The organism is Pigmentiphaga sp. (assembly GCF_033795525.1).
Lineage (GTDB): Bacteria > Pseudomonadota > Gammaproteobacteria > Burkholderiales > Burkholderiaceae_B > Pigmentiphaga.
In genome coordinates this window covers 48,024-72,308 of the sequence record NZ_JARYGM010000007.1, presented here as the reverse complement: position 1 = coordinate 72,308, position 24,285 = coordinate 48,024, and the positions used below count along the sequence as shown (strand labels likewise).

Genomic DNA, 24,285 nt, shown 5'->3' with positions numbered 1-24,285 from the left:
TCCATGGCCGGCCCTCTCTAGGCGGGGCGCGTGCACGGCGGGATGATGCGAGCGCGCCGATCGGTACGTCAAATACAATAAAAGCGGAGACTCGATATATAAAAAATATGGACCTGCGCCATCTGCGTTACTTCGTCGCGATCGCGGAGACGGGCCACATGACACGCGCCGCGGAGCGGCTCGGCATCCAACAGCCTCCGCTCAGCCAGCAGATCAAGGCACTCGAGCGGGAGCTAGGGGTAGAGCTGCTGCGCCGCCATCCGCGTGGCGTGGCCTTGACCGATGCCGGCCGGCACTTCCTGCGCGAGGCCGAGAACCTGCTGGAAGGCTATGCCCAGATGCGGCACCGGATGGCGCGCGTGGCCAGCGGCCAGGAGGGCCTGCTGGCCGTGGGTTTCACCAGTTCTGCCGCCGCGCACGCTTTCACGCCCGAGGTACTGCGCCTGTACCGGCGGGACTACCCCAGCGTGGAGCTGGACATTCTCGAAGACAACGCCGCCGGGTTGACCGAGGCGATTGCAGCAGGCCGACTGCACTGCGGCCTGCTGCGGGTGCCGGTGTCGCGGCCGCAGGCCTTGCTGTTCGAGACGCTGCTGACTGAGCCTGCCGTAGCCGCCCTCCCGTGCGACCATCCGCTCGCCCGCGGCCGGAAGGGCGGCGGCCGCCCCCGGCCGATTTCCCTGGCCGAGCTGTGCCAGGAGAAAATCATTCTCGTGCGGCAGCCGGGGGCGCCGGGACTGTATGCCAACCTGCTCGCATTGTGCGAGAGCCAGGGATTGCGGCCGCGCATCGCCGCGGAGGTGGATCGCATGATGACCAACTTGAACCTGGTTGCCGCAGGCGCGGGCGTGTCCGTCGTACCCACGTCCATCAGCGGCGCGCACGCGCATGCGGTGACTTATCTGCCGCTGGCGCGGGCCGAGCGGCTGGATGCCCCGCTGACCCTGGTGTCGCGCCGCGACGAAGACAGCCTGCCGGCGCTGCACTTTGCCGCGATGGCGCGGCGGCTGGCGGCACGATGAAAGCGGTCCGTTCCCGCGGCACTGCGCGCCGTACCGCGCTGGGGGCCCTGCTGGCGCTTCCTGCCTCGGGCCTGGGGCGTATCAGCAGTGCCTGGGCGGGCAAGTCAGCAGAGGCGTGGCCCATGAGGGCCATCCGGCTGCTGGTGGTCTATCCGCCCGGGGGCGTGAGCGACACCATCGCCCGCATCCTGGCCCAGGACTTGTCGCAGTCGCTGGGCGTGCCGGTGTGGGTCGAGAACAAGGGCGGGGCGGGCGGCGGCGTGGGCATGGAGACCGTGGCGCGGGCAGCCCCGGACGGATACACGCTGGCCTTTTCCGCATTGACGCCGCTTACGCTCAACCCGCTTTTGAATCGCCCGGGGGATGATCTTCCCCCCCTGCGCGAGGTTGCGCCGGTTGCCGGCGTCATGCGTACGCCGGTGCTGGTCGTGGGTACGCCGGCCTTCGCCGGCGGCGATTTCGCCGAGCTGGTCGAACTGGCGCGCCGGGCCCCGGGCGCGGTCCGCTGGGCCAGCTCGGGCATTGCCACGACCGGCCACATGGTGCTGGAGCAGGTGGCCGCGGCCAGCGGCGCACGCATCACCCACATTCCCTACCAGGGCGGCGGTCCCCAGTTGAACGATGCGCTGAGCGGGCGGTTCGAGGTGTTATCGACCAATGTCGCGGCCTTGCAGCTGGAATACGTGCGTACCGGCAGGCTCAAGGCGCTGGCGGTGGGCGCGCCGGCAAGGCTGGGCGCGCTTCCGCGGGTGCCCACGCTGGCCGAGCTGGGCTATCCCCAGGCCAACCTGATGTCGCTGTTCGGACTGTTCGCTCCCGCCGGCACGCCGCAGCCGGTGCAAGAGCGCATCAATGCCGAGGTCAACCGCGCGCTGGCGGGCGGCGTGCTGGCAGAGCGGCTGGTCCGCGCCTACAACCTCCCGGCTGCCGGTAGCGTGGCGGCCTTCCGCGCGGAGGTCATGGCGGACTACGAGGCCAATCGCAAGTTGGTCGGGCGTGGCGGATTGCGGCGCGACTGAAAAGCGCTTTATCGGCCCAGCTGGAAGCGGGGCTCCATGAGCGGGTCGGGGCCGGGGTGGTAGCGGGTGACGATGCCCTGGTCGTTGACGTAGACGTACATGAGCGAATTCCAGACGCCGTCTTCGCGGAAGCGGTAGCCCCATACGATCTGTTCGCCCCGGAGGCCGACGCGGGTGATTTCGGCCGGCGGGCCGAATTCGAACAGCAGGCGCTCGGTATCCCAGCGGCCGGCGTCCAGCATGCGAAAGCGTTCGCTCGTGAGCGCCTGGGTGGTGGCGATGACCTTGCCGTCCGGGCCGATGTCGGTGATCCAGGCGTATTGGCCCATGGGCTGCGACGAATAAATGAGGCGTTCGCCGCCATTGGGCAATGGGCGCTGCAAGGTGGGGCGGCCCAGGCGCTCGGTCACGGCCGAGGCGGGCTCGCCGGGCTGGATGCCGGCCGGGCTGGCGCAGGCGCCAAGCAACACCGCAACGCCGAGCAGGACGACGCTGCGACGCACGGTTGTAGCGATGCTCATACAATTCTCCTTGTTGTTGAATTCGCTACCGGAGACAAGTGTGGCTTTGTCGCGCAGACGTAGCATGTCTACGCTGATTGTAGGACTTGCGTTGGCCTGTTCGGGTTCCGCCGGCGCCCTGGCCGGGTCCGATACCGGACCGCCGGTGCGCATTGCCGTCATCGAGGCGATGTCCGGGCCGTTCGCCAATACCGGCGAGGCCATCATGCGCAATCTGCGTTTCGCGGTCGACCGCATCAACGCCCGCGGAGGCGTCAGGCTGGCCGACGGCCGCCATCCGCTCGAGCTCGTCAGCTTCGACAGCAAGAACCAGGCGGACGAAGCGCTGCTGCTGTTGCGCAGCGCGGCCGACCAATCCATCCGTATTGTGATGCAGGGCAACAGCTCGGCCGTGGCAGCCGCGCTGATCGAGGGCGTGAACCGGCACAACCGGCGCAACCCCGACCAGCGCATCGTGTACTTGAACTATTCGGCGGTCGATCCGGCGCTGACCAACGAGAAATGCAGCCCCTGGCACTTCCGCTTCGACGCCAGTTCCGACATGCGGATGGCCGCGTTGACCGAGGCCATGCGGCGCGACGGCTCGGTGCGCAAGGTCTACCTGATCAACCAGGACTACAGTTTCGGGCACGAGGTGTCGCGCAGCGCCCGCGCCATGCTGGCCGACAAGCGGCCTGACGTCGCGGTGGCCGGCGACGAGTTCCATCCGATAGGCAAGGTCAAGGACTTTTCCCCTTACGCCGCCAAGGTCCTGGCCAGCGGGGCCGATACCGTCATCTCGGGCAACTGGGGCAACGATCTGACGCTGCTGGTGAAGGCGGCCCGGGAGGCCGGGTTTACGGGCAGCTTCTACACGTTCTACGGCAATGCGCTGGGCGCGCCGGCGGCCCTTGGGGATGCCGGCGTCGGCAAGGTCCGGGCGGTGGCCGAGTGGCACTACAACGCGGGAGAGCCGGAAATGGACCGGGCCTACGACGCCTACCGGCGCATGTTCCCGCGTCCCGCGGACGATTACCTGAACGCCCGCATGCTTCACATGACCGACATGCTGGCCGCCGCGCTCGAGCAGGCGGGGAAGGTCGACGCCGCCGCCATCGCCCGCCGGTTGTCGGGCATGCGCTGGACCGCGGAAGGCGCGGACCTGTGGATGCGGCCCGACGACCACCAGGCGATCAAGCCGCTTTACGTCTTTACCATGCAAAAGAAAGGGACGGGAACGGCCAGGCGGGACGTGGAGGGAAGCGGCTATGGCTTCGAAACCACACTGAAGGTCCCCGCGGCTGAGCTTGCGCTTGCAAGCCGTTGCCAAATGGCAGAAATCCCCGAATGAAGCTATACTTACCGGCTGCCTAGCAGGTTTATTTTTAACAACACAGTGTCCACGGCAAGGCGCCTCGGCCTTGCCGCCAGTCTGAGAGGAAAAAATGTCTGTTTCCGACATCAACAAAGCCAATATCGTTTCCGAATTCCAACGCGCCCAGGGCGACACGGGTTCGCCCGAAGTGCAGGTCGCGCTCCTGACCGCGCGGATCAACGAATTGACCAATCACTTCAAAGCGCACACCAAGGATCACCATTCCCGTCGCGGACTGCTGCGCATGGTCAGCCGTCGCCGCAAGCTGCTCGACTACCTGAAGGGCCGCAACGCCGATGCGTACCGTGCCCTGATCGAGAAGCTCGGTCTGCGTAAGTGAAATTCCAGGGGATCGGAAACTCGGCGGGCGCTGCCGTCGCAGTGCCGCTCGGCGTTTTCGGTGGTTGCCGGTTTCGTCGCTTCCTCTTTGGGCGCGACGCGGCCGGCACTCTAGCAACACCCTCCTGAAGAGAGAGTGCCTGTGTCAGGGACTGCCTGTCACAGGCATTTTCGTTTCAGAGGGGCAACCGTAAAGGATGCCTGTCATGTTCAATAAAGTCACAAAAACCTTCCAATATGGCCAGCATACCGTCACGCTGGAAACGGGCGAGATCGCTCGCCAGGCTTCGGGCGCGGTCGTGGTATCCATGGAGGATACCGTCGTGCTCGCGACCGTGGTCGGGGCCAAGAAGGCCAAGCCCGGCCAGGACTTTTTCCCGCTGACGGTCGATTACATCGAAAAGACCTATGCCGCCGGCCGTATCCCCGGCGGGTTCTTCAAGCGCGAAGGCAAGCCTTCCGAGAAGGAAACCCTGACCTCGCGCCTGATCGACCGGCCGCTGCGTCCGTTGTTTCCCGAAGGCTTCTACAACGACGTGCACGTGGTCATCCACACGCTGTCGGTGAATCCGGAAATCGATCCGGACATCCCTGCGATGATCGGCGCGTCGGCCGCGCTGGCGATTTCCGGCATCCCGTTCAATGGCCCGATCGGTGCGGCCCGCGTGGGCTGGATCGACGACCAGTACGTGCTGAACCCGACCGCCGCGCAGCTCAAGAGCTCCAAGCTCGACCTGGTGGTGGCCGGTACCGATGCCGCCGTGCTGATGGTCGAGTCCGAGGCTGACCAGCTGTCCGAGGAAGTCATGCTGGGCGGCGTGGTCTACGGCCACGAGCAGATGCAGGCCGTCATCGGCGTCATCAACGACCTGGTGCGTGAAGCCGGCAAGCCCGAATGGGATTGGCAGCCCGCCCCCAAGAACGAAACGCTGATCGCCTCGGTGCGCGCCGCCGCGGAAGAAGGTCTGCGCGCCGCCTACCAGATCCGCTCCAAGCAGGACCGGACCGCCAAGTTGCGCGAGGTGTACGCCGACGTCCAGGCCAAGCTGGCCGCCCAGGCGGAAGCCGCCGGCACGGCAGCGCCCGATTCGGTCGAGATCGACAACATCCTGTTCGATTTCGAAGCGCAGATCGTGCGCAGCCAGATCCTGAACGGCGAACCGCGCATCGACGGCCGCGACACCCGCACCGTCCGTCCCATCAGCGTCCGCCTGGGCGTGCTGCCCCGGGCCCATGGCAGCGCCCTGTTCACCCGCGGCGAAACGCAGGCTCTCGTGGTCGCCACGCTGGGCACCAAGCAGGATGAGCAGATCATCGATTCGCTGATGGGCGAATACCGCGATCGCTTCATGCTCCACTACAACATGCCGCCGTTCGCCACCGGCGAAACCGGGCGCATCGGTACCCCCAAGCGCCGCGAAGTCGGCCACGGTCGCCTGGCCAAGCGCGCGCTGTTGCCGCTGCTGCCCGCGCCTGAGGATTTCCAGTACACGATCCGTGTCGTGTCCGAGATCACCGAGTCGAACGGCTCGTCGTCGATGGCTTCGGTCTGCGGCGGTTCGCTCGCCATGATGGACGCCGGCGTGCCGGTCAAGGACCACGTGGCGGGGGTGGCCATGGGCCTGATCAAGGATGGCGGCAAATTCGCGGTGCTGACCGACATCCTCGGTGACGAAGACCACCTGGGCGACATGGACTTCAAGGTGGCCGGTACCGTCACGGGCGTGACCGCGCTGCAGATGGACATCAAGATCCAAGGCATTACCAAGGAAATCATGCAGGTTGCGCTGGCCCAGGCCCGCGAAGGCCGCCTGCACATCCTCGACAAGATGCGCGAGGCCATCGAAGGCTCCCGCGGCGAGTTGTCCGCGTTCGCGCCGCGCATGCTGTCCATGAAGATCAATCCGGAGAAGATCCGCGACGTGATCGGCAAGGGCGGTGCGACCATCCGCGCGCTCACCGAAGAGACCGGCACCCAGATCGACATCTCGGACGATGGCACCATCGTCATCTCCAGTGCCGACCTGGATCGCGCCAAGGAGGCCCAGCGTCGCATCGCCGACCTGACGGCCGACGTGGAAGTGGGCCAGATCTATGAAGGCGCGGTGCTGCGCCTGCTGGATTTCGGCGCCATCGTGCAGGTGCTGCCCGGTCGCGACGGCCTGCTGCATATCTCCGAGATCGCCAACCACCGCATCGCCAACATCAACGACGTGTTGAAGGTGGGCCAGCAAGTCCGCGTCAAGGTCATCGAGGCCGACGACAAGGGCCGCCTGCGCCTGTCGATGAAGGCCATCGCGGCCGAGTAACGATGCCTGGGCCGCGTGTCCTGGCGGCGCGCGGTAAGTAGTCGAGGCATGCGAGCGGCGTCCGGTCATCCGGGCGCCGTTTGCTTTTGCGCGCTGCCGGCACGTCCGCCGCTGGCCGGCTCCCGCTGCAGTCTAAAATGACAGCCCTCCGCCCTGGCACCTGGTCCATGACCTATAGACTCGAACTGCGCGGCATCACTAAACGGTTTCCCGGCGCCCTCGCGAATGACGATGTATCGCTGTCCATCGCGCCGGGCGAGATCCATGCCGTCCTGGGGGAGAATGGTGCGGGCAAATCCACCTTGGCGAAGATTGCTTACGGGGCGCTCGTGCCGGATGCCGGTCAGGTCCTGTGGAACGGCCGGCCCGTGGCGCTGCGTGCGCCCGACGAGGCGCGCGCGCTGGGCATAGGCATGGTGTTCCAGCATTTCATGCTGTTCGACACCTTGACCGTGGCGCAGAATGTGTTGCTGGGCGTGGCGCAGGCCCCTCGGCAGGACGCCGGGGGAGCCTGGCTGGCCCCATTGATCGAGCGATACCGCCTGGACCTCGATCCCGATGCCTATGTCGGCGACTTGTCGGTGGGCGAGCGCCAGCGCGTCGAATTGCTGCGGGTGCTTGCCGCCCGGCCGCAATTGCTGATTCTTGACGAACCGACCTCCGTGCTGTCGCCCCAGGCCAAGTCCGCGTTGTTTTCCACGCTCAGGAACTTGGCCGCCGAAGGGTGCAGCATAGTCTATATCAGTCACAAGCTTGCGGAAATCCAGGAGCTGTGCGATCGCTGCACGGTGCTGCGCGCCGGCCGCGCCGTCGCCACCGTCGATCCGCGGCGGGTCGCGCTGGACGAGTTGGCTGCGCTCATGCTCGGCGGCGCGGTGGAAGCGGGCGGGGCGGCCGCTGTCCATCCTCCCGGGGAGACCTTGCTTTGTGTGCGCGGCCTCTCGATACCTGCGCCTGCGGGCCAGCGCGTTGGGCTGCAGGATGTGTCGTTCGACCTGCGGGCCGGCGAGATCATGGGGGTAGCAGGGGTGTCGGGCAATGGCCAGGCCTTGCTGCTATCGGCCTTGTCGGGCGAAGCCCCCGGCGTGCCGGACGAGGCCGTGCAACTGAAGGGGCAGCCTATCGGCCGGCTGGGACCGGCGGCGCGGCGGGCCCGCGGGTTGAGGGCCATTCCGGAGGAACGGCTGGGGCGTGGCTGCGTGCCCGACATGGGACTGGACGACAATTTCCTGCTCACCATGGCGCCCGCCGAAGCGGCGCACGGCGGCTGGCTGCGCAAGGGACGCATGACCGCCGCCGCGGCCCGCGTCCTGGCCCGCTATGGCGTACGGGCGGCGTCGCCGCGGGCGCCCTCGCGCAGCCTGTCGGGCGGCAACCTGCAGAAGTTCATGGTGGGCCGCGAGCTCGAGGGCCGGCCGCGCGTGTTGATCGCGGCGCAGCCTACCTGGGGCGTGGATGTGGGCGCCGCTGCGCGCATCCATCGGGCGCTGGCCGGCCTGCGCGATGCGGGAGGCGCCGTCCTGGTCATTTCGGAAGACTTGGACGAACTCCTGGGACTATGCGACCGCGTCGCGGTGATGGCCGGCGGGCGGCTGTCGCCGCCGGTCGCCCGGGCCGAGCTGCGCGCGGACATGCTGGGGCGATGGATGGAAGGACGGTGGGCCCATGATACGGCTTGAAGCGCGCGTACTGCCGTCCCGGCTGGCGACGTGGCTGTCGCCCCTGGCCGCGCTCGGGCTGACCATGCTGGGCGGCGCGCTGTTGTTCGCGGCGCTGGGCGTGGACGTCGGACAAGGGCTGCGCCTGTTCCTGGTCGAGCCCTTCAACGGCCTCTACGCGCTGGGCGAATTGGCCGTGAAGGCTGCGCCGCTGGCTTTGTGCGCCGTGGGGCTGACGCTCTGCTTCCGCGCCAACGTATGGAATATCGGCGCCGAGGGGCAACTGGTCGCCGGTGCGATCGCTGGCGCGGGGGTGGCGCTGCTGGCCGGTCCCGAGACGTGGCGGGGCTATATCGTGCTGGTCATGATCGCCGGCATGGCGGGGGGCATGGCGTGGGCCGCGCTGGCGGCCTGGCTCAAGGACCGCTTCGGCGCGAGCGAAATGCTGGTGAGCCTGATGCTGACATACGTGGCGCAGCTATTGCTCGGTTATCTCGTTTTCGGGCCGTGGCGCGACCCTTACGGCTACAACTTTCCCCAGTCGCGGTCGTTCGACGAACCTGCGGTGCTGCCGGTGCTGTGGGCGGGTACGCGCGCCCATGCCGGACTGGTCCTGGCTTTGCTGGCCGCGGCGGCCGCATGGCTGTTCCTGGCGCGTTCCTATCCGGGATTCCGGCTGCGGGTGGTCGGCGCCGCTCCGGCTGCGGCACGCTATGCAGGCTATTCCACCAGACATGCCTTGTGGACGTCGATGCTGGCTTGCGGCGCCTTGGCCGGACTGGCCGGCATCGGCGAAGTTGCCGGGCCGATGCAGCGCCTGACGACTTCGGTATCGCCGGGCTACGGTTTTGCCGCGGTCATCGCCGCCTTCCTCGGCCGCCTGCATCCCGGCGGGGCCTTGCTGGCCAGCATCGTCATGGCTGCGTTCTATATCGGGGGCGAGCTGGCGCAGTCCCGCCTGGGCCTTTCGGCAGGAATCGTCGGCGTTTTCCAGGGGCTGGTCCTGGCGCTGCTGCTGCTGGGCGATACGCTGGTGCGGTATCGCCTCCGATGGCGGCGGCCCGCAGGTGCGGCAGGGTAACGGCATGGAAACGGTGCTGTCGCTGATCGCCGCCACCCTGAATGCCGGCACGCCTTTGGCGCTGGCCGCGCTGGGACTCGCGATCCATGAGCGGTCCGGCGTGATCAACCTCGGCGCCGAGGGCATGATGCTGCTGGCCGCGGCCGCTGGCTTCGCGGCCGCTTTCCACTTTGGCAGCCCCTGGTACGGATTGGCCGCAGGGGCTGCCGCGGGACTGGCGCTGGCGGCGGTATTCGCGCTGCTGGTCGTGCTGTTCAACGTCAACCAGTATGGCGCCGGCCTGGCCACCATGCTGTTGGGGTCCGGGCTCTCGGCCTTTGCCGGGGTGTCCTATGCCGGCCGTTCGCTAGGCGCCGGCGAAACCGGCCTGCCCGTGCTGCGCGACCTTCCGTGGCTGGGGACGACCTTGTTTGCCTTGCATCCGCTGGTCTACGCAACCATCGCCTTCGCGTTCCTGCTGTGGCGGTTCTTGTATCGCACGCAATCGGGCCTGCTGCTGCGCGCAGTGGGTGAGTCGCCTGAGTCCGCCCATGCGCTTGGTTATCCGGTGGGTCGCATCCGTACGCTGGCGATTGTGGCCGGCGGCTTGTGCTGCGGGCTCGCGGGCGCATATCTATCCGTCGTCTATACGCAGTTGTGGAGCGAGGGCATGGTGGCGGGCCGGGGCTGGATGGCGCTGGCGCTGATTGCCTTCGGCATGTGGCATCCCTTGCGCATCCTGCTGGGGGCGTATCTTTTCGGGGGCTTGACCATGCTGCAGTTCCAGCTCCAGGGCATGGGCGTGCAGATACCTTCGCAGTTCCTCGCCATGCTGCCCTATCTCTGCACCATCGCCGTGCTGGCCCTGCGCGCCGGCAGTCCGCTCTGGCTGCGGCGGGACATGCCACGCTCATTGGGCCGGCCCTTTTTGCCGGAACGGTAGGAAGGGCCGGGCCTCGTCAGCCGCCGGCGCCGGGAGGCGACAGGGTCAACCGATGGGCATCCGGGCCAGGCAAGAAGGGGCTGGCCTGGCCTTCCACCCAGGCACGATGTCCAGCCAGGAAAAACGGCGACAGGGGATGGCCCGATGCGCCGCCGGGCATCTCGAGTATGCCTTGGTCCTCGTGGCCGGGGGACACGACGAAGCGTTCCGACGCCCCGAACGACGCCCCCTGGACGCGCGGCATATGGATGTCCCCGGGCATGGGTTGGCGGGGCGCCGCCAACCAGCGGGCCACCGCCGCCGGCAGGACGCGCGCGAGCGGGTGCGCTATCGCGAGGCGGTTGCGGTCCCCCCAGCGGACCTCGTCCAGCGGTCGCTTGCCTTCCGCCAGGCCGGCAATGGCGGTGTCTATGCGTTCCAGCATGAAGGCGTTCCAATCCGCGGCGTAGGCCGGTTGCCAGGCCCGGGCCCTGACCAGGTCTTCCATCACCGCGAGCAGGCGGGTAGACGCCCGGCGCACGGACAAGCCCGACTCGATCGCGGCCAGCCGCTCGTCCAGCGGTCCGAACCAGGCGTCATACAGCGCATCGTAGTAGGCGCGCAGCAACGCGTAGCCCGTGCTGGACGCATCGGCCCGGCCATCCCAGGCCAGCAACAGGCGGCGGAAGCTCGCCCGGTCCGGGTGGCCCGCGATGGCCGCCTCGTCGAGGACCGACAAGGCCTGGGTGCGCAGGAATTCCATCCATCTTGCCCTATCGTCCAACTGCAGCGACAGCATGTCCCGCTCGTCGAACCGCCCGGCGGCAAACAGTGCATCGCGTATCTGTGTCGCGCGCGCCCCGACGTCGGCGCCGCCGTCGCCGATCTTGCGCTGCGCGTCGGGGTCCGCGAGCTGTGTGCTGTTGCCGCTCCACAGCCGGCCATAAGCAGGATCCGTCACCACCGGGTAATCCGCGGCGGACAGCCGCGCCAGCGGAGCGCCGGCCTGTAGCGGTGCTACCGGAAACCCGCCGGCATCGAGCGGTGTGCGGGGAAGCGGCCCGGCCAGCGTCCAGCCGATGCGGCCGTTCCGGTCCGCCACCATCAGGTTCTGCGTCGGAATGCCCGCCGCTTGGCCGATGCTCAGCGCCTGCCCGATGTCGCGCGCGTTCTCCATATCGGCCAGGGCCACATTGACGGCATCGTCCAGATGCGCGATCCAGCGAATGGCATAGGTGCGGCCGGCGGCCTGCAGCATCGGGCCCCAACGGGTCTCACGCACCGGTAGCGGGACCGGCGTGTTTCCGCTTACGTCGATGCGCTCGATGGTCTGGGCCGCGGTTTCCCATTCGCCCGTCGGTCCCCGGTAGCGACCAGGGTCGGCGGGGTCGATATCGAGTCGCACGAGTTCCAGGAAATGGCCGTAGCTATTGGTAAAGCCCCACGCGACATGGCCGTTGCTGCCGGCCACGACGATGGGGGTTCCCGGCAGGCTGACGCCGCTGACCCGGCGTGGGCCTTCCGCGGTGGTCCACTGCAGCGTCAGGCGATACCAGACATTGGGCAGGCGCAGGCCCAGGTGCATGTCGTTGGCGACCAGCGCGCGGCCCTGTGCGCCGTGGCGCGCATCGACTGCCCAGCCGTTGCTTCCGAGCGCGGCGGCCGTCTGCGCGTCGACGAACAGTTCGCCCGGCAAGACCCCGCGCGACCGAGGCGGGCGCGGCGTATCGAGCCAGTCGGGACGCGGGCCGGCGATCTCCGGACCGGCTGTATCGGTAGCGGGTGAGGGCGCCCGGTCCAGGGGCGCTTCCCACCGGCTGCGCGCCGGCGTCAGCAGCGTTACCAGCGGCGCCGGCAGCAGATCGGCCAATGCCTGGCGCGACAAGGCCCGGGCTACGCCGCCGCCCTGCAGATCCAGGTACATCGCGTAGATGACCAGCAGCGTATCTGTCGGCTGCCAGGGCGCGGGGGCCGTGCGCAACAACGCATATTCGAAAGGCCGGGCGTCGAGCGCCGCCAGACCCGCGTTGACGCCTTCGGCGTAGCGCTGCAGCAAGGCCTGGTGCGGGCCGGGCAAGCGCGCGTACGCGTGTTCGGCACGGTGGCGGAAACGGTGCAGGCGGACCCGGCTATCGACCGGGACCGCGCCCGCGCCGACCAATGCCGCCAGCTCTCCCGCTGCCGAGCGCCGTAGCAGGTCCATCTGGAAGTAGCGGTCCTGGGCATGGGCGAAACCCGTCGCGTACGCGGCATCCAGCCGGTCGAAGGCGCGGATCGTGACACTGCCCTGGGCATCGCGGGCGATGGTGGCGGTTTGCCGGGTTCCCGCCGGAACGTTGCCGTCCAGCAGGGGCAGGCTGGCGCGAAGGTACAGCCAGGCGCCGGCGGCGCAAGCCGCCGCCACGAGCGCCGCCCCGGCCAGCACACGTGCTGCTACGCGGGCCGGGCTCACGGCCAGGCGCCCCATCCCCGGCGGCCCATCATCATGCGCGAGCCAGGCTCATCGCCGTGGCGCCGGCGCAAGCCCCAGCCCCTTGGCCACGCCTTCGCCATACCGCGGGTCGGCCTTGGTGAAATGGGCGATCTGCCGCTCCTGGATGTCGCGGGGCACGGTTTTCATCGCATTGACGATGTTTTCGATCAGAAGGGCTTGCTGATCGGCGCTCATCAGCCGGAACAGGTTGCCGGCCTGCGTATAGTCGTCGTTGCCCACGCGGTGATCGTAGCGGTCGCCCGCACCTTCCAGGGGCAAGGCCGGCTCGCGATACGCCGGATCCTGTTTGGGGGCGGTGCTCACGCTATTGGGCTCGTAGTTGGGCGCGCCCCCGAAGTTGCCGTCGAAGCGCATGGCGCCATCGCGCTGGTAGGTCTGGACGGGCGTACGCGGACGATTGACCGGCAAGGCCTGATAGTTCGTGCCGACGCGGTACATGTGCGCGTCGTGGTAGGCGAACAGGCGCGCCTGCAACATCTTGTCGGGGCTGAAACCCAGCCCCGGGACGATGGAGGACGGCGCGAACGCGGCTTGTTCGACTTCCGCGAAATAGTTCTGCGGGTTGCGGTCGAGGGTGATGACTCCCACCTCCATCAGCGGAAAGTCGGCATGCGGCCACACCTTGGTCAGGTCGAACGGATCGTAGGGCGTTTGCCGCGCCTGCTCCTCGGTCATGACCTGGATGCAGAAGCGCCACTTCGGGAACTCGCCGCGGGCGATGGCCTCGAACAGGTCGCGCTGCGCATAGTCGGGGTCCTCGCCGGCCAGGCGCGTCGCTTCACGCGGATGCAGGTTCTTGATGCCTTGCATGCTCAGCACGTGATACTTCACCCAGACGCGCTCACCTTGCGCATTGATCATGCTGTAGGTATGGCTGCCGAATCCGTGCATGAAGCGGTAGCCGTCGGGCGTGCCGCGATCGGAGAACAGCGTGGTCACCTGGTGCAGGGATTCGGGCGACAGCGACCAGAAGTCCCACATGGCCGTGGGGCTCTTCATGTTGGTGTACGGATCGCGCTTTTGGGTGTGGATGAAGTCGGGGAACTTGATCCCGTCACGAATGAAAAAGACCGGCGTGTTGTTGCCCACCAGATCCCAATTGCCCTGGTCGGTGTAGAACTTGATGGCAAAGCCGCGCGGGTCGCGTTCGGTATCGGCCGAACCTTTTTCGCCGCCCACCGTCGAGAAGCGGATGAAAACCTCGGTCTCCTTGCCGATTGCCGAGAACAGGTCGGCATACGTATAGCGCGTGATGTCGTTCGTGACGACGAACCGGCCATAGGCTCCCGAGCCCTTGGCGTGCACGACCCGTTCCGGAATCCGTTCCCGGTTGAAGTGCTGGAGTTTTTCAATGAGGTGGAAATCTTCCAGCAGCACCGGACCGCGCGGACCGGCGGTACGGGAGTTCTGGTTGTCGGCGACTGGGGCGCCCGTAGCGGTAGTAAGTTTCTTCATCATCGGCCTTTCAACGTGCGTGCTGGAGAGGCAAAGATAGACGCCGCCGGATAATTAGTAAATTGATTTAGATAAATCAAATCGATAGGAAATAACGATGGATTGAGAGGCCCGATCCCGCCGCGCGGGCCCTCACGGCCGGCTTGGTAGAATTCTCTCCTGCCTTTGTGTCCGTTCGGTGTGCTTCCCATCGTCCGGGCGTCTTACCTGGAAGCCGTGTTCGAGGAGAACCTGCGTGAAAAACCTCGTTTCGGTGCCCACCGGGCACCAGGAACCCCTTCGTCCCCCCTCCGCCCCTGAAAGCTATCGCCGACGGCGCGTTTTGACCTGGCTGGCGGCCGGGGTGCCTGCCGTCGGCGCCACGCTCGCCTTGCCGCGCCGGGCATGGGCGGCCGCCGAGCCTTTGTCGATCGGCTTTGTTTATATGTCGCCGATTACCGATGCAGGCTGGACCCGCCAGCATGAAGACGGGCGGCTGGCCATGGTTCGCGCGCTCGGCTCGCGCGTGACGACCCGCGTGGTCGAGAACGTGCCGGAAAATGCTGATGCCGAGCGTGTAATCCGCGATCTCGCACGCCAGGGCTGCAAGCTGATCTTCACGACCTCGTTCGGCTACATGGACGCGGTCATGCGGGTCGCCCGCGAGTTTCCCGATGTCGTGTTCGACCAGGCTTCGGGCTACCGGCTGGCACGCAACCTGGGCGCCTACAACATCCGTTTCTATGAGGGCCGCTATCTGGCCGGCCTGGTCGCCGGCGGCATGACTCGCAGCAATGTGCTGGGCTACGTCGCGGCTTTGCCCATTCCCGAGGTCATCCAAGGTATCAACGCATACACGCTGGCCGCACGCAGCATCAACCCCAAGGTCGAGGTGCGGGTGGTCTGGACCCAGAACTGGTTCGATCCGCCACGCGAGCGCGATGCGGCGCAAGCGGTGCTGCGCCAGGGCGCCGACGTGCTGACGAATCACTCGGGCTCGTCCGCCGTGGCGCAGGCGGCGGAAGCGGCGGGAGCATGGATGCTCGGGTACACGTCCGACATGAGCAAATATGCGCCGACCCGGCAATTGGGCGCGGTCGTGCACCGTTGGGGCGACCACTACATCCAGGCCGCGCGCGAGGTGCTCGCGGGTACCTGGACCTCGCGCTCCATCATGGGTGGCTTGAAGGACGGCATGATCGCGCTCGAGGCGCTGTCCCCGACAGTGCCCCAGGCGCTGCAGCACCAGATTGAGCGCGCCCGGCAAGGGATTGCGGCGGGAACCCTGCATCCGTTCGCGGGCCGGCTGGTGGATAACCGCGGGGCTGTACGCCAGCAGTCCGGCGTCCTGAGCGACCGGGATATCGATCACATGGACTGGTTCGTCGAAGGCGTCGTCGGCAAGGCCGTGGCCTGAGGCGGGCGAGAGGGCGGGCTTTTCCCCCGCGGGTTGCCGATGGGCGGTAAAGTACAAGCCGCGTGAACTTGCCGCTGCCCGGCGTTGTCCCATCTGGGCCGCAGCGGCCCTGGCTTTGCTGCCCGCGGTCCTACGCGGGGTACGCCTTCCCATCCCTTTTTCTTCGCCGGCCATGACCACCGACGCCCGATCTTTTTCTTTGCTTTCTTTCCTCGCGCAGGCCTGGCGGATGACCGTCCGCGACTGGCGTGCCGGCGAGCTCCGCCTCCTGGCGATGGCGCTGGTCGTGGCCGTGGCGTCGGTGACGAGCGTGGGCTTTCTGGCCGACCGTATCCGGCAGGCGCTGGAGCGCGACGCGGCCCAGTTGCTAGGCGGCGATCTCGTGCTCAACGCCGATGCGCCGGTTTCCGACGCACAGCGCGCCGAGGCGCGCCGCTTGGGTTTGTCCGTGACCGAGACCTTGCAATTCCCGTCCATGGCCACCGCCGGCAGCGGCGATACGGCGCGCTCGCAATTGTCGGCCTTGAAGGCGGTGTCGCCCGGTTATCCGCTGCGCGGGGCCTTGCAGGTTGCCGAAGGGCCGGGCAGGCCGGGTGCGCCTACGGCCGAGGTTCCCGCCCCGGGCACCGTATGGGTGGATGCGCAACTGCTGTCGCTGCTGGACGTGGAAGTCGGCGGCCAATTGCAGTTGGGCGACAGGCGCTTTCGCATCGAGCGGGTGATCACGGTGGAACCGGATCGCGGCATGAATTTCATCAACGTCGCGCCCCGGGTCATGATCAGGATGGACGACCTGGACGGGACCGGCCTGGTGACTTTTGGCAGCCGGGTGACCTATCGCCTATTGGTAGCCGGCCCGCAAGGGGCCGTGCGCGACTACGCGGCCTGGCTGCGCGCCCATCCCGAGCGCGGCCAGCGCGTGGAAACGCTGGATTCGGGACGGCCTGAAATGCGCCGTACCATCGATCGCGCCCATCAGTTCCTGTCCCTGGTGGCCTTGCTGGCTGCCTTGATCGCCGCCGTGGCCGTGGCGCTGGCGGCCAGGCGCTTTACGCTGCGGCATTTCGATAGCGTGGCGGTGATGCGCTGCCTGGGGGCGACGCAGTCCATGCTGACGTGGCTGTTTGCGGCGGAATTCTTCTTCATCGCGCTGGGTGCGGCGGCGCTGGGAAGTGCTCTGGGCTACGCGGCGCACGAAGGCCTGATTGCGGCATTGGGCGAGTTGATTACGTCGGATTTGCCGTCCGCCGGGCCGTTGCCGGCCATACAGGGATTTCTGGCCGGTATCTGGTTGCTGCTGGGTTTTGCCTTGCCGCCTTTGGCCCGGCTGCGGCATGTCTCGCCGGTGCGCGTACTGCGCCGGGACACCGGCATCGGCCAGACCCGCATCGCGGTCGGCTATGGCATCGGTGCGCTGGGATTCGCACTCTTGCTGCTTTGGTTTGCCCGCGATCTGAAGCTGGGACTCATGGTCGCCGGCGGCTTCCTGGGCGGTTTCCTGATTTTCTCGGCGGCGGCATGGCTGGGCATACGCTGGCTGGAGCCGCTGCGGCAATGGCAACGGGGGCCGGTGGCGTTGCGCTTCGCGCTGGCCGGCGTCGTACGGCGGCAGGGCGCTACGGTGGCGCAGATATGCGCGCTGGCGGTAGGCCTTATGGCGCTGCTGCTATTGTCCGTGACCCGCAGCGACCTGGTCGACGGCTGGCGCCAGGCCGCGCCGCCCGATGCGCCCAACCGTTTCCTGATCAACATCCAGCCCGACCAGCGCGAGGCCGTTTCCAGGCGCCTGGCCCAGGCCGGCCTGGGCCAGGTCGATCTGTATCCCATGATCCGGGGTCGTCTGATCGAGATCAACGGCCGCGCCGTCGGTCCTGCCGATTATCAGGACGGCCGGGCCCGGCGCCTGGTGGACCGCGAGTTCAATCTTTCCTACATGGAACGCATGCCGGGCCATAACCGTCCGGTGGCGGGCCGCTGGCTGGATCCGGCGCGCGCCGAGGTCTCCATGGAGGAGGGCATCGCACAGACGCTGGGCGTACACGTGGGCGACACGCTCAAATTCGACGTTGCCGGCAATCCGGTCGAAGCCCGGGTGTCGGGCCTGCGAGCGGTCGACTGGGATTCCATGCAGGTCAATTTCTTCGCCATTCTGTCGCCCGCCGCGCTGCGCGACATGCCGCAGAGCTGGATCACCGCGCTGCATCTGCCGCCCGACAAGGGCGAACTGTCGAGCTCGCTCATTCGCGAGTTTCCGAACCTGACCATTTTCGATACCAGCGCCATCCTGCGGCAGGTGCAGGGCGTCCTGGACCAGGTGGTGGCGGCGGTGCAGTTCCTGTTCCTCTTCACCCTGGCGGCAGGGTGCCTGGTCCTGTATGCGGCCTTGGCTTCTACCCGCGACGAGCGGGTGCGCGAAGCGGGCTTGCTGCGCGCCCTGGGTGCAACCCGGCGGCAACTGTCGATCGCGCAATGGCTGGAGCTGGCCGTCATCGGTGCGGCCGCAGGCCTCTTCGCCGCAGCGGGCGCATCGGTGGTGGCGTGGCTGCTGGCCCGCTTCGTGTTCAACTTCGCGCTGGCCCCCAATCCATGGGTGTGGGGAGCCGGCTTGCTGGTAGGCGTCGCCTGCGCATGGATAGGCGGCTGGATGGGTTTGCGCGGCGTGCTGCGCCATCCCCCGTTGGCCACGCTGCGCGACGCCTGAGAGAGATCGCATGCAGCAAGACAAAACGCAATTGATAAGGGAGCCGGCCGAACCGGCAGCGGCCGGCACGGTATTCGAGCGCGTAGGCGGGGAAGCCCGCGTGCGCGAACTGGTAGACCGCTTCTACGACCTGATGGACCTGGATGCCGACCTGGCCGATCTGCGCGCCGTGCACGGTCCTTCGCTGGACCAGGCGCGCGACAAGCTGTTCTGGTTCCTTTGCGGATGGATGGGCGGGCCGGACTACTACATCCGGCGCTTTGGCCATCCTCGCCTGCGGGCCCGCCACCTGCCTTTTTCTATCGGCACCCGGGAGCGCGACCAATGGGTGGTCTGCATGGGACGCGCCATGCAGCAGGTCGGCATCGCGCCGGAACTGGCGGACCAGCTCCTGGCGTCCTTCTATAACACCGCCGATTGGATGCGCAATCGGCCGGAATAGGGCGTCACCTCCGCAAGCGCGCGGCGGGCCGTTCCCACGGCGGCATACCGCCGAGATGTTCGCGCAACCATGCCAGCAGTGCCTCGATCCGGGGCAGCTGGCGCTTGCGCGCGGGGATAAGCGCCTTGAGCCATACGTCCTGCAGCGGGTGATCCTCCAGCAGCGCGACCAGCGTGCCGTCGTCCAGTGCCTGCCGGGCGATGTAGGTCGGCAGCACGGCGATGCCGTTGCCCGCGCGTGCCGCGGCGTACAAGACATAATTGTCGTTGGCGCCGAGACGGGCGGGGACATCGACGTTGACGGGGCCGCGGGCGCTGTTGAAACGCCAAGTGTGACCGGTCGGGGTGAACACCAGGCAGTCATGATCGGCGAGCTCGCGCGGATGGCGCGGCGCCGGCCGGCGCGCCAGATAGGCCGGCGCCGCGCAGACCACCTGGCGTAGCGGGCAGAGGGGCTCGTCGATCACCCCTTCATAACTGTCCGCCCGCCCGCTGACCGAAATGTCGAAACCTTCTTCGGCCGGGTTGGCCGAGCGGTCCAGCAGCATGATCTCCAGCGTCAGCCGGTCATAGCGTTGCTGGAAGGCGCTCAGGATGTCGGCCAGGTAGAGCACCGTGAGCGAGGTCGGGGCGCGGAGCCGGATCTGGCCGTCCAGCGCGTTCTCGTCGCGCCTGAGCTCCGAGGCGATGTCATCGAAGTCGCTGACCAGCGCCCGGGCGCGCGCATGGAATTTATGCCCGGCCTCGGTCAGCATGACCTTGCGGCTCGACCGGTCGAACAGACGCGTGCCCAGGGTCCATTCGAGGTGGCCGATACGCTTGGCCACGACCGACGGTACCGTGTCGAGCTGCCGCGCCGCTTCGGAAAAGTTGCCGCCCCGCACGGTCGCGAGGAAGGCCCGGAGATTGGCAAGGGTGTCCATAATCTATTCCCAATCGCGAAAGATGGTTGCTCAAATTAGACCAGATAATCCGATTTGAAATAGATACCATCTCGGCATTCAACGATGACGAGGTGGAGATATGACATCGGGACATCCGTCCAGCGTTTCTGAACCGGCCCGGCAGACGCCCGTGCTGGGCGAGTACGACGTGGTGGTGCTGGGCGGCGGGCCGGCCGGCATGACCGCCGCCGCGGCCGCGGCCCGGCATGGGTGCCGCACGCTGCTGATCGAGCGCTACGGCTTTCTCGGCGGGATGGGGACGGCCGCCGGCGTGACCAACTTCTGCGGCCTGCATGCCAACGTGTTCGGCGATAACCGGCGCGTGGTCCATGGCCTGGCCGACGAGTTGCTCGCCACGCTGGAAAGCCTGGGTGGCCTGTGCGAGCCGCACCGCATGTTCCAGGACAAGATCATGGCGCAGGCCTATGACAACGCCGCCTACAAGCTGGCGGCGGACGATCTCGTCGCCTCCAGCGGCGTGCAGGTGCTGTTCCATGCGCAGGCCGCCGGCGTATTGATGCGCTCGGCCGGCGAGATCTCCGCCCTGTTGCTGGAAACCAAGTCCGGGCGGGGCGCGGTAGTCGGCAAGATCTATATCGATTGCTCGGGCGACGGCGACATGGCCGCCGCGGCCGGTGTGCCGTACGAGAAGGGCGATGGCCACGGCGGCATGCTTTACCCCTCGACCATGTTCCGTGTGAACAACGTCGATCCGGCTCGCGCCGGCAACGCCTGGGAACATTTCGGGCGGCTGATGGAAGAGGCCGCCAGGCACGGCCGCAAGTTCGCCCGCAAGACGCCCATCGTGCGCCCGCAGAGGAACCCGGTGGAGTGGCGCGCCAACGTGACGCAACTGAGCAATCCCGATGGCTCGGCCATCGACGGTACCGATGCCTGGCAACTGAGCGAAGGCGAGTTGCAGGGCCGGCGCCAGGCGCGCGAATTCTTCGAGTTCCTGCGCGAGTACGCCCCCGGCTTCGAGTCGTCCTACATCCTCGATATCGCGCCGCAGGTCGGCATACGCGAGACGCGCCGCATCGTCGGCGAATACCAGTTGACCGAGGAGGACGTGCTGGGCTGCGCAAGCTTCGACGACACCATCGGCGTCAATGGCTGGCCGGTGGAGGCCCACGTGGCGGGCGACATCGTCTTCAAGTTCGTCGATGTACCCAATTGCCGCGGCTTCAACCATCTGCCCTATCGCATGTTGCTGCCGCTGGGTGTGGACAACCTGATGGTGGCGGGCCGGTGCGCCTCGATGACGCATATGGGCCAATCGGCCGCGCGGGTGACGGGGCCGTGTTTTGCGATGGGCCAGGCGGCCGGCACGGCCGCGGCCTTGTCGCTGCGCGCTGGCGTAGCGCCGCGCAAGCTCGAGGTGCCCCGACTGCAGCAGGTGCTGCAACAGGACGGCGCCTACCTCGGCCTGGACATGTAGTACGGCGCTTCCCGCGAAAGCCGGAACACGTGGTTGCCGGCCGCCCGCCAAGAAGGGCGGCTGGCGTTCATTCATCAAGGAGACAATATGATCAAACGTTTGGCGACAGCCCTGCTTGTTCTTCCCCTGGTCGCGGGGACTGCCCATGCCCAATGGCCGGAACGCACCGTGCGCATCATCGCGCCGTTCGCGCCGGCCTCCACGCCCGATACGCTGGCCCGCGTCCTGTCCGAACGGCTCTCCAAGCAGCTGGGCCGGACTTTCATCGTCGAGAACAAGGCCGGCGCCGGCGGCATGATAGGCACCGACCATGTCGCCAAGGCGGCACCGGACGGCTATACGCTGGGCGTCAGCATCACCGGGCCGCTGGTCAACAACAAGGTGCTCTACAAGAAGATGCCGTACGATCCCGACCGGGATCTCACGCCCATCACGGTGGCCGTCATGCAGCCCAGCGTGATCGTCGCCCGGGCCGGACTGCCCGCGGCCAATCTCGAACAGCTGATCGGGCTGCTCAAGCAGTCGCCGGGCAAGTTCAACTATGCGTCCATCGGCAACGGCTCGCTCTCGCACCTGACGATGGAACTCGTGGCCTCGCGTAGCGGAACCAGCATCGTGCATGTGCCCTATGGCGGATCCAGCCAGGCCGTGACCGCCCTGATCGCCGGGGACGTCGACATGGCCTGCTTGCCTGCAGCCGCGGTGCAATCGTTCGTCAAGGCCGGCAAGCTGCGGGCCATTGCCGTGACCACCGGCAAGCGTACCCGCTTCATGCCGGATGTGCCGACCCTGGCCGAACAGGGCATGAGCGGTATCGACACCGGTGCCTGGATGGGCATCGTCGCGCCGGCCGGCATGACGCCCGAGCTGAAAGACCGCATTCACCAGGAGGTGGTGCGCGCCCTGCACGATCCCGAGGCCCGCCGGGTCCTCGACAGCCAGATGATGGAAGTGGTGGCCGGCACGCCCGCCGAATTCTCGGCCTACCTGAAGGAAGAAGCCGATCGCTGGTTCCCCGTCATCCGCACGAACAAGATCGAGCTGGACTGATTCCTTCCGCCGGTCCGGGCGTGGGCCGGCAAATCCTTCCCAAGGCTCTAAAATCCCGGGTTTTGGGGGCCGAGTCTTGACCGAATACCTGATGTGGGGCAGCACCGTCGCTGCCGTGTTGGCGGCGTTGTTCGCCTTGCTCGTGCTGCTGCGCCGCCCCGGGCAGGGCGATGCGCGGCCGGACCAGATCCTGGCCGCACAGGAGCGGCTGGAGCGTACGCTGCGTACGGAAATCACCGAAAGCCAGCGTGAGATGCGCTCGGAGCTGGCCGAATCCACCCGCGGACTGCGTACCGAACTGGGACAGACGCTCGCCCAGGGCCTCCAGGCGCTGGGTGGCCAGCAGGCCCAGCAGGCACAGGTGCTCAATCAACAGCTCGACGCGTTCGCGCAGAACCTGACCACGCTGACCACGCAGCTGCAGGAGCGCTTCGAATCCTTGCGCATTTCGCTCACGCGCGACGCGGCCGCCAACCGGGATGAAACCGCCCTCGCGCTGCAGCGCTTTGCCGACCGGTTCGCCGAACAGCTGCGCGTGCTGACCGAAGCCAACGAGCGCCGGATGGCGGAAGTGCGTGCCACCGTCGAGCAGCGGCTCAAGGACATGCAGACCGACAACGCGGCCAAGCTCGAAGAAATGCGCCGCACGGTCGACGAGAAGTTGCACGCGACGCTGGAGCAGCGGCTGGGAGAGTCTTTCAAGCTCGTGTCCGACCGCCTGGAAGCCGTGCACAAGGGCCTGGGCGAGATGCAGACCCTGGCCGCCGGCGTGGGCGACCTCAAGCGCGTGCTGACCAATGTGAAGACACGCGGCACATGGGGCGAGGTCCAGCTCGGCATGTTGATCGAGCAGACCATGACGCCGGCGCAGTACGGGCGCAACATCAAGCCGGTCCCCGGCAGCGACGAACTGGTGGAATTCGCCATTCGCCTGCCTGGCCGGGGCGACGACGGCACGCCGGTATGGCTGCCCATCGATGCCAAATTCCCCAAGGAAGAATACGAACGGCTCGTCGATGCGCAGGAGCGCGCCGACCCCGACGCCGTGCGGGCCGCGGGACAGGCCTTCGAGCGCGGCGTCGAGCTCGAGGGGCGCCGCATCGGCACCAAGTACATCGCCCCTCCGCATACGACCGACTTCGCCATCATGTTCCTGCCTACCGAGGGCCTGTACGCGGAAGTGCTGCGGCGTCCCGGGCTGATGGATAAGCTGTATGCGCTGCGCATCAATGTCGCCGGGCCCAGTAATCTGGCGGCTTTGCTCAACAGCTTGCAGATGGGGTTCCGGACGCTGGCGATCGAGCAGCGCTCGTCCGAGGTCTGGAAGGTGCTGGGCGCGGTCAAGTCGGAATTCGGAAAGTTCGGCGACGCGCTCGCGAGCGTCAAGAAAACCCTCGAGACCGCCAGCAACAAGATCGGGCAGACCGAAGTGCGCACCCGCGCGATGCTGCGCAACCTCAAGACCGTGGAAGCGCTGCCCGAGAACGAGACCCAGCGGCTGCTCGGCACGGACGACGAGAACCTCGCCGACGAGGCGGATGGCGGCGGGGAGGACTGAGCGCCTCGCGTTTTTCCGTTTGGTTTGCAGGATCAGGCAAAACGTACGCAGGAATCGGTATTGCCGCAAGCAGGGCTCGCTACGTAAGCTTGCTGGCAACCGGGTAGTAGGCCCGACGTTTTTCCCTAGGGGATCTGGCAATGGCGATTCAGCTGAACATTAACGGAACCGAGACTGCGCTCGACGCGCCCGGCGAAATGCCGCTCTTGTGGGCATTGCGCGATTTGGCAAATCTCACAGGCACCAAGTATGGCTGCGGCATGGCCTTGTGCGGCGCCTGTACGGTGCATGTGGAAGGCGAGCCGGTGCGGGCTTGCGTGACGCCGGTATCCACTGTCGCGGGCAAGGCCATCACCACCGTCGAGGGCGTGGGCCAGGACCGGGTGGGGCAGGCCATCCAGGCGGCGTGGCAGGAACTCGATGTGGTCCAGTGTGGCTATTGCCAGTCCGGCCAGATCATGTCGGCCGCCGCGCTGTTGCGCAGCAACCCGCGTCCCACCGACGACGACATCGACCAGGCCATGAGCGGCAACGTCTGCCGCTGCGCCACCTACGTGCGTATACGGGCCGCGATCCACCGCGCCGCCCAGGCGCTGGCTTGAGG

Annotated in this window: 19 protein-coding genes; 15 read left to right on the top strand and 4 right to left on the bottom strand. The window is 67.2% G+C overall.

Annotated elements, in window-relative coordinates; translation table 11 throughout:
• Window positions 1–107: 107 nt before the first annotated feature.
• Together QHC78_RS16080 and QHC78_RS16075 are read left to right on the top strand one after the other, a co-directional pair.
• Window positions 108–1,022, top strand: a complete 915-nt coding sequence (locus QHC78_RS16080; protein WP_319746292.1) for a LysR family transcriptional regulator — start codon at window positions 108–110, stop codon at window positions 1,020–1,022.
• Window positions 1,019–2,041 (top strand): Bug family tripartite tricarboxylate transporter substrate binding protein, encoded by a 1,023-nt coding sequence (locus tag QHC78_RS16075; protein WP_319746291.1) that lies wholly within the window; start codon window positions 1,019–1,021, stop codon window positions 2,039–2,041. Before QHC78_RS16080 ends, QHC78_RS16075 begins: the two co-directional genes overlap by 4 nt.
• 8 nt (window positions 2,042–2,049) lie before the next feature.
• On the opposite strand, the gene QHC78_RS16070 is transcribed toward QHC78_RS16075, so the two are convergent.
• Window positions 2,050–2,562, bottom strand: a complete 513-nt coding sequence (locus tag QHC78_RS16070; RefSeq protein WP_319746288.1) for a hypothetical protein — start codon at window positions 2,560–2,562, stop codon at window positions 2,050–2,052.
• 64 nt (window positions 2,563–2,626) lie between these two features.
• On the opposite strand from QHC78_RS16070, the gene QHC78_RS16065 reads away from it, so the two are divergent.
• The 6 genes from QHC78_RS16065 (at window position 2,627) to QHC78_RS16040 (ending at window position 10,225) form a co-directional block, all read left to right on the top strand.
• Window positions 2,627–3,892: a branched-chain amino acid ABC transporter substrate-binding protein gene (locus QHC78_RS16065; protein WP_319746287.1), complete on the top strand. Its 1,266-nt coding sequence runs from the start codon at window positions 2,627–2,629 to the stop codon at window positions 3,890–3,892.
• A 94-nt stretch (window positions 3,893–3,986) separates the two neighbouring features.
• A complete protein-coding gene (gene rpsO / locus QHC78_RS16060; protein WP_319746285.1) occupies window positions 3,987–4,256 on the top strand; it encodes a 30S ribosomal protein S15 in 270 nt (89 codons plus the stop codon).
• Between the two features lie 205 nt (window positions 4,257–4,461).
• Window positions 4,462–6,564: a polyribonucleotide nucleotidyltransferase gene (gene pnp / locus QHC78_RS16055; protein WP_319746283.1), complete on the top strand. Its 2,103-nt coding sequence runs from the start codon at window positions 4,462–4,464 to the stop codon at window positions 6,562–6,564.
• Window positions 6,565–6,731: 167 nt separating this feature from the next.
• Entirely contained in the window at window positions 6,732–8,243 is a 1,512-nt protein-coding gene (locus QHC78_RS16050) for an ABC transporter ATP-binding protein (protein WP_319746281.1), read from the top strand.
• The gene (locus QHC78_RS16045) at window positions 8,230–9,303 is read left to right on the top strand and encodes an ABC transporter permease (protein WP_319746279.1); all 1,074 of its coding nucleotides are present in this window, start codon (window positions 8,230–8,232) and stop codon (window positions 9,301–9,303) included. Before QHC78_RS16050 ends, QHC78_RS16045 begins: the two co-directional genes overlap by 14 nt.
• Before the next feature lie 4 nt (window positions 9,304–9,307).
• The gene (locus QHC78_RS16040; protein WP_319746277.1) at window positions 9,308–10,225 is read left to right on the top strand and encodes an ABC transporter permease; all 918 of its coding nucleotides are present in this window, start codon (window positions 9,308–9,310) and stop codon (window positions 10,223–10,225) included.
• Between the two features lie 16 nt (window positions 10,226–10,241).
• Here QHC78_RS16040 and QHC78_RS16035 read toward each other — a convergent pair whose 3' ends face one another.
• Window positions 10,242–12,656 carry a penicillin acylase family protein gene (locus QHC78_RS16035; RefSeq protein WP_319746275.1) on the bottom strand — a complete coding sequence of 805 codons (2,415 nt, stop codon included), beginning with the start codon at window positions 12,654–12,656 and terminating at the stop codon, window positions 10,242–10,244.
• A gap of 48 nt (window positions 12,657–12,704) precedes the next feature.
• On the bottom strand, window positions 12,705–14,156 hold the full coding sequence (locus tag QHC78_RS16030; RefSeq protein WP_319746273.1) for a catalase: 1,452 nt from the start codon (window positions 14,154–14,156) through the stop codon (window positions 12,705–12,707).
• A gap of 232 nt (window positions 14,157–14,388) precedes the next feature.
• On the opposite strand from QHC78_RS16030, the gene QHC78_RS16025 reads away from it, so the two are divergent.
• From QHC78_RS16025 to QHC78_RS16015, 3 genes are all read left to right on the top strand, one after another.
• Window positions 14,389–15,549: a BMP family ABC transporter substrate-binding protein gene (locus QHC78_RS16025; RefSeq protein WP_319746271.1), complete on the top strand. Its 1,161-nt coding sequence runs from the start codon at window positions 14,389–14,391 to the stop codon at window positions 15,547–15,549.
• Window positions 15,550–15,778: 229 nt separating this feature from the next.
• Entirely contained in the window at window positions 15,779–18,250 is a 2,472-nt protein-coding gene (locus tag QHC78_RS16020; RefSeq protein WP_319746269.1) for an ABC transporter permease, read from the top strand.
• A gap of 10 nt (window positions 18,251–18,260) precedes the next feature.
• Window positions 18,261–18,692 (top strand): group II truncated hemoglobin, encoded by a 432-nt coding sequence (locus QHC78_RS16015; protein ID WP_319746267.1) that lies wholly within the window; start codon window positions 18,261–18,263, stop codon window positions 18,690–18,692.
• 4 nt (window positions 18,693–18,696) lie between these two features.
• On the opposite strand, the gene QHC78_RS16010 is transcribed toward QHC78_RS16015, so the two are convergent.
• A complete protein-coding gene (locus QHC78_RS16010; protein ID WP_319746265.1) occupies window positions 18,697–19,614 on the bottom strand; it encodes a LysR family transcriptional regulator in 918 nt (305 codons plus the stop codon).
• A 100-nt stretch (window positions 19,615–19,714) separates the two neighbouring features.
• On the opposite strand from QHC78_RS16010, the gene QHC78_RS16005 reads away from it, so the two are divergent.
• From QHC78_RS16005 to QHC78_RS15990, 4 genes are all read left to right on the top strand, one after another.
• Window positions 19,715–21,073, top strand: coding sequence for an FAD-dependent oxidoreductase (locus QHC78_RS16005; protein ID WP_319746263.1), 1,359 nt, complete (start codon window positions 19,715–19,717; stop codon window positions 21,071–21,073).
• 87 nt (window positions 21,074–21,160) lie between these two features.
• Window positions 21,161–22,123 (top strand): Bug family tripartite tricarboxylate transporter substrate binding protein, encoded by a 963-nt coding sequence (locus tag QHC78_RS16000; RefSeq protein ID WP_319746261.1) that lies wholly within the window; start codon window positions 21,161–21,163, stop codon window positions 22,121–22,123.
• Window positions 22,124–22,199: 76 nt separating this feature from the next.
• The gene (locus QHC78_RS15995; RefSeq protein ID WP_413816478.1) at window positions 22,200–23,681 is read left to right on the top strand and encodes a DNA recombination protein RmuC; all 1,482 of its coding nucleotides are present in this window, start codon (window positions 22,200–22,202) and stop codon (window positions 23,679–23,681) included.
• A gap of 140 nt (window positions 23,682–23,821) precedes the next feature.
• Window positions 23,822–24,283: a (2Fe-2S)-binding protein gene (locus QHC78_RS15990; protein ID WP_319746260.1), complete on the top strand. Its 462-nt coding sequence runs from the start codon at window positions 23,822–23,824 to the stop codon at window positions 24,281–24,283.
• Window positions 24,284–24,285 lie beyond the last annotated feature (2 nt).

What these genes read in the sequence shown, in the direction of transcription:
- QHC78_RS16080 (WP_319746292.1), top strand. Translation starts at nt 108, where the DNA reads ATGGACCTGCGCCATCTGCGTTACTTCGTCGCGATCGCGGAGACGGGC.
- QHC78_RS16075 (WP_319746291.1), top strand. Translation starts at nt 1,019, where the DNA reads ATGAAAGCGGTCCGTTCCCGCGGCACTGCGCGCCGTACCGCGCTGGGG.
- QHC78_RS16070 (WP_319746288.1), bottom strand. Translation starts at nt 2,562, where the DNA reads ATGAGCATCGCTACAACCGTGCGTCGCAGCGTCGTCCTGCTCGGCGTT.
- QHC78_RS16065 (WP_319746287.1), top strand. Translation starts at nt 2,627, where the DNA reads ATGTCTACGCTGATTGTAGGACTTGCGTTGGCCTGTTCGGGTTCCGCC.
- rpsO (WP_319746285.1), top strand. Translation starts at nt 3,987, where the DNA reads ATGTCTGTTTCCGACATCAACAAAGCCAATATCGTTTCCGAATTCCAA.
- pnp (WP_319746283.1), top strand. Translation starts at nt 4,462, where the DNA reads ATGTTCAATAAAGTCACAAAAACCTTCCAATATGGCCAGCATACCGTC.
- QHC78_RS16050 (WP_319746281.1), top strand. Translation starts at nt 6,732, where the DNA reads ATGACCTATAGACTCGAACTGCGCGGCATCACTAAACGGTTTCCCGGC.
- QHC78_RS16045 (WP_319746279.1), top strand. Translation starts at nt 8,230, where the DNA reads ATGATACGGCTTGAAGCGCGCGTACTGCCGTCCCGGCTGGCGACGTGG.
- QHC78_RS16040 (WP_319746277.1), top strand. Translation starts at nt 9,308, where the DNA reads ATGGAAACGGTGCTGTCGCTGATCGCCGCCACCCTGAATGCCGGCACG.
- QHC78_RS16030 (WP_319746273.1), bottom strand. Translation starts at nt 14,156, where the DNA reads ATGATGAAGAAACTTACTACCGCTACGGGCGCCCCAGTCGCCGACAAC.
- QHC78_RS16020 (WP_319746269.1), top strand. Translation starts at nt 15,779, where the DNA reads ATGACCGTCCGCGACTGGCGTGCCGGCGAGCTCCGCCTCCTGGCGATG.
- QHC78_RS16015 (WP_319746267.1), top strand. Translation starts at nt 18,261, where the DNA reads ATGCAGCAAGACAAAACGCAATTGATAAGGGAGCCGGCCGAACCGGCA.
- QHC78_RS16010 (WP_319746265.1), bottom strand. Translation starts at nt 19,614, where the DNA reads ATGGACACCCTTGCCAATCTCCGGGCCTTCCTCGCGACCGTGCGGGGC.
- QHC78_RS16005 (WP_319746263.1), top strand. Translation starts at nt 19,715, where the DNA reads ATGACATCGGGACATCCGTCCAGCGTTTCTGAACCGGCCCGGCAGACG.
- QHC78_RS16000 (WP_319746261.1), top strand. Translation starts at nt 21,161, where the DNA reads ATGATCAAACGTTTGGCGACAGCCCTGCTTGTTCTTCCCCTGGTCGCG.
- QHC78_RS15990 (WP_319746260.1), top strand. Translation starts at nt 23,822, where the DNA reads ATGGCGATTCAGCTGAACATTAACGGAACCGAGACTGCGCTCGACGCG.